Origin of the sequence: Streptomyces sp. NPDC051740 (assembly GCF_044453165.1) — a bacterium.
Classification (GTDB): Bacteria; Actinomycetota; Actinomycetes; order Streptomycetales; family Streptomycetaceae; genus Streptomyces; species Streptomyces atrovirens.
In genome coordinates this window covers 349,993-363,515 of record NZ_JBITCL010000003.1, presented here as the reverse complement: position 1 = coordinate 363,515, position 13,523 = coordinate 349,993, and the positions used below count along the sequence as shown (strand labels likewise).

Genomic DNA, 13,523 nt, shown 5'->3' with positions numbered 1-13,523 from the left:
GGCCGGGGCGGGGAGGACACCCCGTCCCGGCCGGGTCAGACGGAGGCCTCCGTGAGGGCGTCGGGGCCGATCGCGGCCGGGGTGGCGCGGCCCGACAGGGCCATGGTGAGGTCGAGTTCGGCGAGCAGGCAGCGGATCACGTGTTCCACCCCCGCCTGTCCGTCGAGGCCGAGCCCGTAGACGTACGGACGCCCCAGCAGGACCGCCCGTGCGCCGAGGGCCAGGGCCTTGAAGACGTCGTCGCCGGTGCGCACCCCGCTGTCGAAGAGCACGGTGAGCCGGTCGCCGACGGCCTCCACCACGCCGGGCAGCGCGTCCGCCGCGGCGATCGCCCCGGCCACCTGGCGCCCGCCGTGGTTGGACACCACCACACCGTCCATCCCGGCGTCGGCGGCGTGCCGCGCGTCGTCGGGATGGAGCACGCCCTTGAGGACGATCGGCCCGTCCCAGTTCTCCCGCAGGAACGCCAGGTCCGGCCAGGACTTGGCGGGATCGGCGAACATGCCGACGAAGTGCATCACCGCCGCGTTCGGATCCTCGTGCACCGGCTTGGCCAGCCCCGCCAGGAACGCCGGGTCCGAGAAGTAGTTCGCGGTGCCCACCCCGTGCAGGAACGGCAGATACGCCTGGTCCAGGTCGCGCGGACGCCAGGACAGCAGGGGGGTGTCCAGCGTGACGACGAGCGCCGTGAACCCGGCTGCCCTCGCCCGCTCCAGGAAGCTCCGGGCCACCTCCACGTCCTTCGGCCAGTACAGCTGGAACCAGCGCTCCGCCTCGCCCATCGCCTCCGCGACCTGCTCCATCGGCGTGCTGGACGCGGACGACAGCACGAACGGCACACCCTGCGCGGCCGCCGCCCGGGCGGCGGCCGGCTCGGCGTCCGGATGCATGATCGACAGCACCCCGACCGGCGCCAGCGCGAGCGGCGCCGGCAGCGACCGGCCCAGCACCTCGACCGACAGATCACGCTCGTGCACGTCCCGCAGCATGCGCGGCACGATCCGGCGGCGGTCGAGCGCGGCCCGGTTGGCGCGGGCGGTGCTGCCGTCGCCCGCGCTGCCCGCGACGTACCCGGCCGGACCCGGGCCCAGCCGCCGCTCGGTCAATTCCTCCAGCCGGGTCAGATCGGTCGGCAGCCGGGGCACGGCACCCGTCATCCCGTTCAGATAGATCTCGTACTGGAAGTCGGCCCAGTGCTTCGCCATCCGCCCCGCCCTGTCTCGTCGAGCCGTGTCGTCCCGGAGCATACTGGCCGGTATGCGCGGGGTGCGTCCAGCGCCGGGCGGCCGTGGATCAGCGGTCGGCGGCCGCCTCCCGCAGGATCCGGGCCAGTTCGCGCGGCCGGGAGAACATCGGCCAGTGTCCGGTGTCCATCGTCACCAGCTCCCACTGGTCGCTCCTCAGCAGCTCCGTCACGGCCGGCAGGGGTTCCTCCCCGTCCAGCAGGCACTTGACGTACGTCGTCGGCAGCTCGCCGAGCGGTCGCTCCAGCACGGCCGGTTCGGTGAGCGTGGCACCCGGGTGCGGGGTCGATCCGGCGATGAACCGGGCTGTCTGCTCGTCCGTCAGGCCCTGGCCCGCGCAGTCGTCGGCGGCCGGCGGCGGCCACCGGCCGTCGTGCGCCTCGATCGACCTCCGTACCTCCTCGCTCGGCCAGCCGGACAGGAACGACTCCCCGTCCACGGGCGCGTTCGCGTCGACGAGCACCATCCTCCGCAGCCGGTCGCCGATCCGCTCGGCCGCCTGGCCGACCGGCACGCCGGCGTAGCTGTGCCCCACGAGGACGACGTCCCGCGGACCGAGCCGCTCCACCTCGCCCACGATGTCCCGCACGTGAGTCCGCTGCCCCGCCGGCGCCCCCTGCTTCTCCGCGAGCCCGGACAGCGTCAGCGGATGCGCCTCGTGCCCGCCCGCGCGCAGTTCGGCCGCCACCTCGTCCCACGCCCACGCCCCGAGCCAGGCACCGGCCACCAATACGAATCGAGTCATGCCCGCACCGTAACGAACGCCACTGACAACGCCGTTCAGCCGCCGTCGGTGCCGGGCTCCGCCTCCTCGGGCCCGGTGTCCGGCCCCCGGTCCCGCACCCGCCGGACGTGTTCCAGCGACTCGCGCAGCTCGGTGAGCCAGTCGTCGGTGTGCCGCTGGACCAGCCGCACGCACCAGGCCAGCGCCTCGCTGCGGCTGCGGGCGACCCCGCTCGCGATGAGGGTGTCGAGGACCTGCCGCTCCGGCTGGCGCAGCCGGGTCATGACGGGCGCGGCCACGTGCGTGAACAGGGCGCGGTGCCCGTCGCACTCCACACCCCAGGAGACCTTCCGGCCGAAGCGGTGCTCGGCGTCCCGGGCGACCGCGATCCGGTCGTCCCGGGTGCGTTCCCGGAACTCCTGGACGCGGCCCTCGACCGCCGCCTCCCGCTCGGCCGGCGAGGCGCCCTCCGCCGGCCGGGGGCCGGGAACGCGGCCGATGACGGTGATCTCCTCGCGGTCGACCGTGACCTCGGTCAGCTCCTCGAAGAGACCGTCGGGGAGCCGGCCGGTGAACCAGCCCCGCAGTTGCTCTCGCTGCTCTGCCGTAATCATGTAATGACGATTACTCGCCCTGTCCATGAACACAAGGCGTCGCGGAACGGTCTGCCGAGAGCGGAATCGGAATGTTTCAGGCCGATTGCCGAGCTGCCGCATTCCGGCCATCTGGCCGCTTCACGCACTCGCCGTCCGTGCGGTTGCAAGGGGCGCGGTCCCGCGTTCCCTTACTTCACGCCACTGATTCAATACGCAAAGTTACCGAAATCCGCATGCCCGACGTGAAGTTCCGGCGCGGACTCGGCAGACTCCGGCACGCCGGTTCGGCACCGACCGAGCACGAGCCGGCGACCCGTCGACACGCCTCGTCGACACGAGCGGAAGGATGCACACAATGCGGAACACCGCGCGCTGGGCCACCACCCTCGGCCTCACGGCCGCAGCCGTCTGCGTACCCCTGTCCGGGGTGGCGCCGGCCGCCGGGGGAACCGCCCCGTCCGCGCTCTACGCCCCCTCGGCCCTGGTACTCACCGTGGGCCACGGCGACAGCGCGATGACCGTCACGCCGGAACGCGCGGTCACCCTGACCTGTGCCCCCGGACCCTCGGGCACCCACCCGGCCGCGGACGCGGCCTGCGCGGAGATGAACCGCCTCGGCGGCGACCTCGACGCCCTGACGATGCGGGAGGGCGTCTTCTGCACCAAGCAGTACGACCCGGTGCTCGTCACCGTCGACGGGGTGTGGCGCGGAGAGCGCGTCTCCTACGAGCGGATCTTCTCCAACGCGTGCGTGATGAACGCTCACGGTTCGAGCGTCTTCGCGTTCTGAGACCGGGATCGCACGGTTTCCCGTGACCGCGCGGCGGCCGGCGGACTGGGGAGTACCGGCCCTCTCGCGGAACGTGCGATCCCGCGCAAGGAGGCCGGCGGGCGGAGTGGGGCCGCCCGCCGGCCTCCGGGCTTCTCACGGGCCCCCGGCCCCGGGGCTCACGCCCGGTCCCGGTGGCTGGTGTCGCACCACGGATACCGCCGGCTGCGGCGACAGGTGCACAGGGCCACCCGGAAGCGGTCGGAGGTGACGACCGTGCCGTCCTCCAGTTCGACCTCCACCGGGCCCTCCACCAGCAGCGGCCCCTTGCGCCGGACGGTGACGCGACGCGGGGTGTCAGACGGGGAGTTCTGCACGGATCACCACCAGCTCTTCCGTTTCCTCGGTCCCGGACAGCAGCCCCCGCTCCCGCAGCCAGCGCTCCCTGCCCCGTACCACCGGGCCGAAGGCGATGCGTCGGCGCCGGATCACCGCGGCCTTCGTCCCGGCCGCCCGCAGCCGGCCGACCGTCAGTCCGGGGTCGCTGAGTGCCGACTGCACCAGCAGCAGGGCACCGCCCGGCCGCAGCAGCGCGGGCGCCTCCCCGCAGATCCGGTCCAGGACGAGCCGTCCGTCACCGCCGGCGTCCCAGGCCCGGGCCGCGCCCCGCGGCAGCGAACCGCCGCCGGGCGCCGGGACGTACGGCGGATTGGCGAGGATCAGATCGAACGTCTCACCCCGCACCGGCTCGAACAGGTTGCCGCGCCGGACCCGGACCGGCACACCGGCCCGCAGCGCGTTCAGCCGGGCCGCGCACACCGCCCGCCGGGAGACGTCGACCGCGGTCACCCGGCAGCCGCGCCGGGCGGCCCCGACCGCCAGCGCGCCGGACCCCGTGCCCACGTCGAGAACGTCCGCGCCCGGAGGGACGGGTTCGTCGTACAGGGCGCCGGCCAGCAGCTCGGTGTCCTCCTGAGGGGCGTACACGCCCGGGGGTGCCAGTGGGCTCACGGACCGCCGGGTACCCCCGCCGTCAAGAAGCATGGGTGAACTCCTGGGGCAGGGGAGTGCGCAGCGACGAACGGCCCGCGCTCCAGTCCGCGAGCAGCCTCTCGCCGAGGCGGTCCTCGGCGAACACGGTGGCGTCGACGCCGAAGGCGACGTCCGCCGCGAGGTGCGGCTCCACCTCCAGCAGGCCGGCGACGACCTCGTGGCGCACCACCTGCTCGTGCACCGCGTCCGCCTCCACGTGCTCGTCGTAGAAGTGCTCGGCGGCGGGCCCGGCGCCCGTGCGGCGCATCGCCTCGGCGAGCCGCCGCGAGCCGGGCGACGAGGTGATCTCGACCGTCGCGAAGTGGCCCACCAGCGCGCCCCTGAGGGAGCGGCGCAGCCCGAAGAGGGACATCAGGTTCACCGTCACGAGCAGTTCCGCGCAGGCCGCGTCCAGATAGCGGCCGTACGCCGTGTCCAGTCCCAGGTCGGTCATCAGGTCGGCGAAGAGACGGGCGTGCACCCGGTCGGCGCGGCCGCCGCCGTACTCGTCGAACTCGACCGCCGCCATCGCCGCCTTGGCCCGCCCCCACAGCCGGGGCAGCACCCACGCGTGCGGGTCGGCCTCCTTCAGGTGGTACAGGGACCGCTGGGCGGCGTACTCGCGGACGTGCCACAACTCGCCCTTGTCGCGCAGGAAGTGGCTGACGCCCGTGCCGTCCACCGGTTCCACCAGGATCCCGGCGAACGCCTCGTCGACGCCGTCGTGCCGACGGGCGTCCGCGCGGAGCGCGGCGAGGAAGCGGTCCTCCAGGGCGGCGCGGACGCGCAGCAGTTCCGGGTCCCATTCGCGGTCCGCCGCCACGCCCGCGAACCCGCGGTAGTGCAGCTCGTAGCACAGGTACAGGGCGAGCTGGAGGTCGTCGCCGTACACGGGGGCGGCGGTGATCTCCTCGTCCGGGGGCAGCGGGCCGGTGCCCCGCAGGTGGTCCTCGACGGCTCCGCTCAGGGGGCCGCGCGGTGCGGGCAGCCGGGGTTCTTCACAGGGGTGTTCCATGAGCCCCGGGTACCCGGACGGCCCAGCGGCACCCGCGTTCGCGTGGCAACCGGCCGCCCATGGGGTACTCCGTGACCACATGAAGGCACTAGTGATCAACTGCACCCTCAAGAAGTCGCCGGAGACCTCCAACACCGAGGCGCTGTACGGGACCGTCGTCGAGCAGCTGCGGAAGGAGGGAGTGGAGGTCGACGTCGTCCGCGCGGTGGACCTGGACATCGCTCCGGGCGTGGTCAGCGAGGCCGTCCACGAGGGTGACGCCTGGCCGGGCGTCCACGAGAAGATCCTCGCCTCCGAGATCCTCGTCATCGCCTCCCCGACCTGGCTCGGGCAGCCGTCGTCGGTCGCCAAACGTGTCCTGGAGCGGATGGACGCCATGCTGTCCGAGACGGACGACGACGGCCGGCCGGTCGCCTACAACCGGGTCGCGGGCGTCGTCGTCACCGGCAACGAGGACGGCGCGCACCATGTGATCAGCGAGATCACCGGCGGCCTGCAGGACATCGGCTACACCATCCCCGGCCAGGCGTGGACCTACTGGAACCAGGGCCCCGGCCCCGGACCGAGCTTCCTGGAGGGCGGAAGCGGCCACGACTGGTCCCGCAGGACGGGCCGCGCCATGGCCGCCAACCTGCTGGGCGTCGCCCGGGCCCTGGCGGAACGGCCCCTCGGCCCGCCGCCGGAGTAGGGAAACGGCGCCGGGGCCTGTCCGACGGATCAAGCCGGAGGAAACCGGCGGCGCCTCGCGGCCCGGGTGAGCGGGGGCGACGAGGGTCCCTCCCGCTCGAACGAAGCCGAGCGCGGGGGAGTCGGCAACCGACGACGCCGCCGGCCCGCCCTCCCCACGCCCTGAAGGGCGTGGGGAGGGCGGGCCGGAACCCGTGCCTCCGGCACGCTCCGCCGGACAGGCGCTAGTCGCCCCGGGACTCCTCCTGCGCCTCGGTGTTCGGGGTGATGGCCTCCCCGGCCTCGCCCCGGTGCCGGCGTCGTCCGGGGGAGTCCCCGGGGCGCCGTCCGGCTTCCTCGACCTCGTGCAGTACCTCGTCGACGGCCGTCTCGGGCTTCTTGTGGTCGTCCCGCTCGGACACGGGGCGTCTCCTCTCGTCGTACGTCCGGGTCAGCCGTGCGCGGTGGCGATGCGCAGGGGTACGGGGCCGTCGGCCGCCGTCTCCTTCTCGTTGAGGCGGATGACCTCCGCCCACCAGGAAGGGCCGTCCTCGATGTGACGCAACAGCACCCCCTCGCGCAGCGCCCAGGGGCAGATCGTCACCGTGTCCAGGCCGGTCAGCTTCATCGCCGTGTGCCCCACGACCGCGCCCGCCAGGCTCTGCGCGGAGCGCGGGGCGGAGATGCCGGGCAGCCGGGCGCGTTCGGCGGCGGGCAGGGCGGCCAGCCGGTCGATCGCCACCCGCAGGTCGGCGCAGGACAACTCCCGCTCCACGAACGGACCGTGCCGTCCCGGCGCGGCCCCGCACAGCCGCCCCAGCTGCTGGAAGGTGCGGGAGGTGGCCACCGCCGTACGGGGTCCCTCCCAGCGGATCCGGGCCGCCACGTCCCGCAGCTGGTGGCGTACCCGCCGGCGCAGCGCCCGCACCTGCTCCGGGGAGGGCGGGTCCGCCTCCGCGAAGTACTCGTGGGTGAGCCGGCCCGCCCCCAGCGGCAGCGAGGCGACGAAGTCGGGCAGCCGGCCGCGTCCGAAGGCGACCTCCAGCGAACCCCCGCCGATGTCCAGCAGCGCCAGCGGCCCGCAGCGCCAGCCCATCCAGCGCCGGGCCCCGAGGAACGTGAGCTCGGCCTCCACCTCGCCGGGCAGTGTGCACAGGTCGACGCCGGTGCGGGCCCGGACCGTACTCAGCACCTCCCGCCGGTTCGGGGCGCTGCGCACCACGGCGGTCGCGAACGCCAGGGGACCCGACGCACCCCATCGCGCGGCGGTCCTGTCCGCCGCGGCGACGGCGTCCACCAGGCGCTCCACGGCCTGCTCCGGCACCGGCTTCCCGGGCGTGACCTGTTCGGACAGCCTGAGCGGCCACTTCGCCGTGTGCACCGGCAGCGGCGCCCCGCCCGCCGTGTCCGCCACGACGAGTCTGACGGTCTTCGATCCGACATCCATCACGCTGGTTCGCATGGCCCGTGGGTACCCATTTACCGCGCGGAGCAACGGACGGACCCCCGCCTATGGCGAAGACACGCCCCAGGTGTGACCGGACGGTGACCGTCCGTTGACGGTTCCCGTCACGCCAGCTGCCGCCGCACCAGTTCGTGCAGCCGCCCGCCGGTGTCGGCGAGCAGCCGGCCGGGCGGGCCCTGCTGGACCACCTTGCCGCCCTCCATCACCACCACCCGGTCCGCGTCGAGCACCGTCGACAGCCGGTGCGCGATGACGATCCGGGTCGCCTCCAGAGCCTTGGTGCTCTCCATGACCGCGCGCTGCGTCTCGTTGTCCAGGGCGCTGGTCGCCTCGTCGAAGAAGAGGATCCGCGGCCGGCGGATCAGCGCCTGGGCGATCATCAGCCGCTGCCGCTGGCCGCCGGAGACCGCGCCACTGCCGGAGACGATGGTGTGCAGTCCCATCGGCATCCGCCTGATGTCCTCGGCCAGCCCCGCCATCTCCGCCGCCGCCATCGCCTCCTCCGGTGTGTACGGCTCGCTCCCGCAGATGACGTCCAGGATGGAGCCGGTGAACGGCTGTGCGTGCTGGAGCACCACACCGCACTGCCGTCGTACCGCCGACCGGTCGAGCGCGGCCAGGTCCTGGCCGTCGTACAGCACACTGCCGGACACCGGCCGGTCGAAGCCGATCAGCAGCCGCAGCAGGGTGGACTTGCCGCAGCCGCTGGGGCCGACGACCGCCACGAACTCGCCCGGCCGCGCCTCGAAGGACACGTCGTCGAGGACCAGCGGGCCGTCGTCGGAGTAGCGGAAGGACAGCCGCCGCGCCTCGATCGCCCCGGACAGCGGGCCCGGCCGGGTGCTCGCCGCGCGCACCTCGGGCGTGGCGTCCAGCACCGGCCTGATCTGCTCGAACAGCGGCAGCGCGGCGACCGCCGAGACGAACGCGCCGGTGAGCTGGGTGACCGAGGTCAGCACCATCGTCACCGACGTGTTGAAGGTGAGGAACTCCGCCGCCGTCATCGAGCCGCGGGCCGGCCCGGCCAGCAGCATGAACATCGCCAGCGTGACCAGCGGCAGGTGGACCGCGCCCAGCACCGCCGTCAGGTTCTTGATCCGGCCGGCCTTCTGCTGGAGCTCACGGCTGCGGGCGAACTCCGACGCCCACGCGGCGTACGCGTAGTTCTCGGCCGCCGCCACCCGCAGCTTCGGCAGTCCGCGCAGCGTCTGGAAGGCCTGGTTGTTCAGCTTGTTGGTGAGCACCACCAGGCGGCGCTGCCAGCGCACCTGCCACAGCCCGAGCCCCAGGAACACCCCCGCGACGACCACCAGCATCCCGAGCGCGGCCAGCGCCATCGGCACGCTGAACCACAGCAGCAGCCCCAGGTTCACCGCGCCGACGGTGACCGACTGGGCCACCGTCGGCCCGACCCCGGCCAGCATGCGGCGGATCGCGCTGATGCCCATCGCCGCGCTCGCCAGCTCACCCGTCGAGCGCTCGGTGAAGAACGTGGTCGGCAGCCGCAGCAGCCGGTCCCACACGGCCGGCTGGAGGGTCGCCTCCACCCGGCCCTCGAGACGCAGCAGGGTGAGGTTCTGCAGCAGCATGAAGGCGGCGGCCACCACACTGCTCAGGATCACCGCGAGACACACCTGCACGATCAGTTCGGTCCGCGCCTGCGGCACGAACTCGCCGAGCACCTTGCCGGTCGCCAGCGGCACCAGGGACCCGATCGCCACCGTCACCAGACCGCTCAGCAGCAGCCCGGTCAGGTCACCCCGCGTACCCGTCATGCAGAACCGCAGCAGCCGCAGCGGGCTCAGCCGCCGCTCGGGCAGCGGACGGTAGAACATCACCGCGCGGGGCTCGAACTCCTCGGCGTTCGCCTTCTCGACCGGGGTCTCCCTGCCGGTCGCGGGATGCACCGCCACATAGCCGCCACGCCGCCACAGCAGCGCCACGGGCGCCCCCGACAGGGCCCGGTGACCCACCAGCGGCCCCACGTCGTCCCGCCACCAGCGGCCGTCCAGCCGTACGACACGGGTGCGCACGCGGGAGGCCAGGGCGATCCGCTCGACCGGATCGAGCCGGTCCCCGCCGGTGCCGGACTGCGCGGGCGCGGTCAGCGGGATCCCGGCCGCCCGTGCCACCAGCTCGCAGGCCGCGTACGTGGCGTCCGCGTCGGCCGCCGTCGTGCGCTGCCCCGACCGCTTGCCGATCGCGGCGAGCAGCGTCCGGTCGGCCTGGGCACGGACCGCCTCACCGGCCGCGATGCCCTCCGCGGTCCGCGTCTCGTGCGTCTGCTCCAGCTGCTCGATCCACCGGTCCAGCGCGGTCATCAGCCGGTACTGCTGGTCGACCATGCTCTGCCACAGTGCCGGGTCCATCAGCAGATCGGCGGCGGCCTCCGCCCCGTACAGCGAGCCGTACTGCACGCTGCCCGGCGGGACCTGCATCCAGAACACGTCGTCGTCGCTGGGCGCGGTGGCCCGCTCCGTGGTCATCGGCGCCTGGAACAGCACCGCCAGGCCACGGCCCGCCCCGAGCGCGAGCGCGTACTCCAGGGGGCTCGTCGTGGGAGGTACGTACTGCGGGTTGCCGTACTCGTCGTACGACCAGGTCTGGGTGCTCGCCGGCTGGTACAGCTCGCGCAGTCCGATGCGGTGCACCACGCAGTCCCGCAGCGGACGCGCCACCAGCGTGTGCGCCGGACCGGTCACCGGGCCCAGCACCAGCGAGCCCGCCTCGAGGCGGCCCAGATGGTGCCAGTGCCCCTGCTGCTCGGCGTCCACCGCGAACAGGTCCACGGCACCGGACGCGATCAGCCACAGCACCTGGGGCCCCTCCAGGTCCAGCCGGCCGAACCCGGAGCAGTCGACCGGTGTGCCCAGTGACCCGAGCGCGCCCAGGACGAGGTCGCCGCCCTGGCTCTCGTGCACGGCTGTCATATCAACGCTCCCTGACCAGCGCCGCGTACGCGCCGCCGCGCGCCACCAGCTCCTCGTGCCGTCCGCGCTCCACGACCGTGCCGTGGTCCAGGACGACGATCTCGTCGCTGTCGCGCACCGTGCTCAGCCGGTGCGCGATCACCACACAGGCACAGCCGCGCCGGCGCAGGTTGTCCATCACCACCAGCTCGGTCTCCGCGTCCAGCGCGCTGGTCACCTCGTCGAGCACCAGGATGCTCGGCCGGCGCACCAGCGCCCGCGCGATCTCCAGGCGCTGGCGCTGACCGCCGGAGAAGTTCCGGCCGTCCTGCTCGACCGGGCTGTGGATGCCGCCCGGCCGGCGCAGGATCACGTCGTACAGCGCCGCGTCCTTCAGCGCCTCCACCACCGCCTCGTCCGGGATCGACGGGTCCCACAGCGCCACGTTGTCGCGGACGGTGCCCTCGAAGAGGAACACCTCCTGGTCGACGAAGGAGACGGAGGCGGCCAGCGCCCCGCGCGGGATGTCCTCGATGCGCTGCCCGTCGATCCGGATCACGCCCTCCCACGGCGCGTACAGGCCCGAGATCAGCCGGGACACCGTCGACTTGCCGCTGCCCGAGCCGCCCACCAGCGCCACCTGCCGGCCGGGGCCGACGGTCAGGTCGAAGCCGGTCAGCAGCGGTTCGTCCAGCGGGTTGTAGCCGAAGGTGAGGTTCTGCAGCTCGACGTGGCCGTGCAGCCGGCGGGTCGACTCGCCGGTGCCGGGACGGCCGTAGAGCGGGTCCGCCCGGAAGTTCTCCACGTCCTTCAGCCGGGCCACGTCCGCGGCGAAGTCCTGGATCCGGCCCGCGACGCCGTTGAGCCGGGTCAGCGGGGCGGTGAAGCGGGCGACCAGCGCCTGGAAGGCGACCAGCAGACCGACGGAGATGTGCCCCTCGACCGCCCGCATGCCCCCGATCCACAGGATCAGCGCGCTGTTGAGGGTGGCGAGCGTCGGCGCGACCACGCCGAGCCAGGCGCTCGGCACCCCGAGCCGCTGCTGCTCCTCCAGCGTGGTGGCGTGCTGCCCGGCCCACTTGCGGAAGTAGCCGTCCTCCCCGCCGGTCGCCTTCAGCGTCTCGATCAACTGCAGACCGGTGTACGCCGTGTTGGTGAGCCGCGCGCTGTCCGCCCGCAGCTTCGCCGTACGGGTCGCGCGCAGCCGGATGACGATCCGCATCGCCACGATGTTCAGCAGCGCCACCCCGATGCCCACGAACGTGAGCTGCGGGTCGTACGTGTACAGCAGCACCGCGTACAGCACGACCACCACCGCGTCCACGCCCGCCGCCGACAGATCACGGGCCAGCGTCTCGGCCACCGCGTCGTTGGACTGCAGCCGCTGCACCAGGTCGGCCGGGCTGCGCTGGGCGAAGAACGTCACCGGCAGCCGCAGCAGATGGCGCAGGAAGCGGGCGCTGGACAGGGTGGAGGAGATCAGCCGGCCGCGCAGCAGGTTGCCCTGCTGGAGCCAGGTCAGCACCAGTGTGAGCAGCACGCACGCGCCCATGGACGTGAACAGCACGCCCAGCATGGAGGTCCGGCCGCCGATCAGGAACTCGTCGATGAAGGTACGGCTGAGCCCCGGCACCGCCGCGCCGACCGCCACCAGCAGCAGGCTCGACAGCACCACCGCGGGCATGGTGCCCGCCGTGCCGCGCAGCCGGGCCGGCATCGCGCCGAGCACGCCCGGCTTGCGCCCGCCCCGGGTGAAGTCCTCGCCGGGCTCCATCACCAGCACGACGCCGGTGAAGCTGCCGTCGAACTCCTCCAGGGGGACGAACCGCCGCCCCTTGCCTGGGTCGTTGATGAACACCCCGCGGCGGCCGAACCGGCGGCCCATGCCGTCGTAGACGACGTAGTGGTTGAACTCCCAGAACAGGACGGCCGGCGCCGGCACCTCGGCGAGGGCGGCCAGATCCATCTGCATGCCCTTGGCGGTCAGCCCGTAACCGCGGGCCGCCTTCAGCAGGTTGCTGGCGCGCGAGCCGTCCCGCGAGACGCCGCAGGCGATGCGCAGCTCCTCCAGCGGGACATGGCGGCCGTAGTGGCCGAGCACCATCGCGAGCGAGGCGGCGCCGCACTCCACGGCCTCCATCTGGAGCACGGTGGGCGTACGGACGGTCTTCGCCCGGGACATGGGCACCTTGCGCTTCGGCGGGGCGGCACGGCGTCTGCCGCGGGTCTCCTGGGCGGTGGTCACGGGAGCAGCCAGTCGACGGGACGCTGATCGGCCAGCCGGACCGAACCCGTGGCCAGGGTCATCGAGGTCAGCTCGAACGGCGGACCGTCCGCGGAGGACCACGCGTAACCGCTTTCCGTGCCGGGCGACTTCTCCAGCTCGACGGTGACGGCCACCGGCCTGCCCTTCTTCGTGAACTGCTCGCCCAGCTGGGCGTCCCCGAGGAACGCGGCGATCTGCTGGGCGGACTGCGCCGAGCGGTCCACCGACTTCACCTCGCCGTGCAGCACGCCGTACTCCTGGCTCGGCACCGACTGCACCGTCAGGTCGACGGAGGCGTGTGCGGGGATGCCCGCGGCGCTCTCGGCGGGGACGTACACCGTCGCCTGCAGCGGGGCCTTCGCGCGGGCGACCTTCTCCACGGCGGCGACGTTCGCACCGGTGGAGACGATCTGCCCGCTGCCGACGGCGAGCGCGGTGATCCGGCCCGCGTCGAGGGTGCGCACGACCTCGTCGCCCCGCTCGGTGCGGACCTTCAGGACGGGGGAGCCGGCGGGCAGCCGCTCGCCCTCCTTCGCGAGGACGGCGGTGACTTGACCGGCGACGGGGCTCTGCAGGACGTAACTGCCCTGCCCGTACGTGAGGACGGCGGGCGCGCCGACCGTGGAGGACACCGAGCCGGTCAGCGCCCACACCGAGGCGGCCGCCATCGCGACCACCGTCACGGACAGCACCAGCCAGCCCTGCGGGCGCGCGAAACGTACCGGCAGGTCGAGCTCCTCCGGTGACTGGAGCCTGGCGAGAGCCTGTTGGCGGAACTGCACGGGTCTTCCCCCACCTGCGTGAACTGTGCGACGTGACGCGTGGACCGTGGAGGCA

13 protein-coding genes are annotated in these 13,523 nt (G+C 73.4%); 2 read left to right on the top strand and 11 right to left on the bottom strand.

From position 1 onward, the window contains the following. Positions 1–35: 35 nt before the first annotated feature. From ACIA6T_RS07365 to ACIA6T_RS07355, 3 genes are all read right to left on the bottom strand, one after another. Positions 36–1,205 (bottom strand): lactate 2-monooxygenase, encoded by a 1,170-nt coding sequence (locus tag ACIA6T_RS07365; protein WP_399445576.1) that lies wholly within the window; start codon positions 1,203–1,205, stop codon positions 36–38. 88 nt (positions 1,206–1,293) lie between these two features. Beyond that, the gene (locus ACIA6T_RS07360) at positions 1,294–1,989 is read right to left on the bottom strand and encodes an alpha/beta fold hydrolase (RefSeq protein ID WP_399445575.1); all 696 of its coding nucleotides are present in this window, start codon (positions 1,987–1,989) and stop codon (positions 1,294–1,296) included. Positions 1,990–2,024: 35 nt separating this feature from the next. Further along, positions 2,025–2,582: a hypothetical protein gene (locus tag ACIA6T_RS07355; RefSeq protein ID WP_399445574.1), complete on the bottom strand. Its 558-nt coding sequence runs from the start codon at positions 2,580–2,582 to the stop codon at positions 2,025–2,027. 337 nt (positions 2,583–2,919) lie between these two features. Here ACIA6T_RS07355 and ACIA6T_RS07350 point away from each other — a divergent pair, with 337 nt between their 5' ends. Continuing rightward, positions 2,920–3,354: a subtilase-type protease inhibitor gene (locus ACIA6T_RS07350; protein ID WP_399445573.1), complete on the top strand. Its 435-nt coding sequence runs from the start codon at positions 2,920–2,922 to the stop codon at positions 3,352–3,354. Positions 3,355–3,512: 158 nt separating this feature from the next. On the opposite strand, the gene ACIA6T_RS07345 is transcribed toward ACIA6T_RS07350, so the two are convergent. Genes ACIA6T_RS07345 through ACIA6T_RS07335 form a run of 3 tightly spaced genes read right to left on the bottom strand, consistent with a single transcriptional unit; the run spans position 3,513 to position 5,380 of the window. Further along, positions 3,513–3,710, bottom strand: a complete 198-nt coding sequence (locus ACIA6T_RS07345) for a CDGSH iron-sulfur domain-containing protein (protein ID WP_385054769.1) — start codon at positions 3,708–3,710, stop codon at positions 3,513–3,515. Beyond that, positions 3,691–4,377: a HemK2/MTQ2 family protein methyltransferase gene (locus ACIA6T_RS07340; RefSeq protein WP_399445572.1), complete on the bottom strand. Its 687-nt coding sequence runs from the start codon at positions 4,375–4,377 to the stop codon at positions 3,691–3,693. Before ACIA6T_RS07340 ends, ACIA6T_RS07345 begins: the two co-directional genes overlap by 20 nt. Next, positions 4,367–5,380 (bottom strand): iron-containing redox enzyme family protein, encoded by a 1,014-nt coding sequence (locus ACIA6T_RS07335; protein WP_399445571.1) that lies wholly within the window; start codon positions 5,378–5,380, stop codon positions 4,367–4,369. The genes ACIA6T_RS07340 and ACIA6T_RS07335 overlap by 11 nt, the downstream gene beginning before the upstream one ends. 79 nt (positions 5,381–5,459) lie before the next feature. On the opposite strand from ACIA6T_RS07335, the gene ACIA6T_RS07330 reads away from it, so the two are divergent. Then, positions 5,460–6,068 carry a flavodoxin family protein gene (locus tag ACIA6T_RS07330; protein ID WP_399445570.1) on the top strand — a complete coding sequence of 203 codons (609 nt, stop codon included), beginning with the start codon at positions 5,460–5,462 and terminating at the stop codon, positions 6,066–6,068. Between the two features lie 223 nt (positions 6,069–6,291). On the opposite strand, the gene ACIA6T_RS07325 is transcribed toward ACIA6T_RS07330, so the two are convergent. From ACIA6T_RS07325 to ACIA6T_RS07305, 5 genes are all read right to left on the bottom strand, one after another. Next, a complete protein-coding gene (locus tag ACIA6T_RS07325) occupies positions 6,292–6,468 on the bottom strand; it encodes a hypothetical protein (RefSeq protein ID WP_399445569.1) in 177 nt (58 codons plus the stop codon). A 29-nt stretch (positions 6,469–6,497) separates the two neighbouring features. After that, positions 6,498–7,508, bottom strand: a complete 1,011-nt coding sequence (locus ACIA6T_RS07320) for a Ppx/GppA family phosphatase (protein WP_399445568.1) — start codon at positions 7,506–7,508, stop codon at positions 6,498–6,500. A gap of 107 nt (positions 7,509–7,615) precedes the next feature. Beyond that, entirely contained in the window at positions 7,616–10,441 is a 2,826-nt protein-coding gene (locus ACIA6T_RS07315; RefSeq protein ID WP_399445567.1) for an NHLP bacteriocin export ABC transporter permease/ATPase subunit, read from the bottom strand. A 1-nt stretch (position 10,442) separates the two neighbouring features. After that, complete coding sequence (locus ACIA6T_RS07310) at positions 10,443–12,665, bottom strand: NHLP family bacteriocin export ABC transporter peptidase/permease/ATPase subunit (protein ID WP_399445566.1); 2,223 nt, start codon at positions 12,663–12,665, stop codon at positions 10,443–10,445. Continuing rightward, positions 12,662–13,468 carry an HlyD family efflux transporter periplasmic adaptor subunit gene (locus tag ACIA6T_RS07305; protein ID WP_399445565.1) on the bottom strand — a complete coding sequence of 269 codons (807 nt, stop codon included), beginning with the start codon at positions 13,466–13,468 and terminating at the stop codon, positions 12,662–12,664. The genes ACIA6T_RS07310 and ACIA6T_RS07305 overlap by 4 nt, the downstream gene beginning before the upstream one ends. Positions 13,469–13,523: the final 55 nt, after the last annotated feature.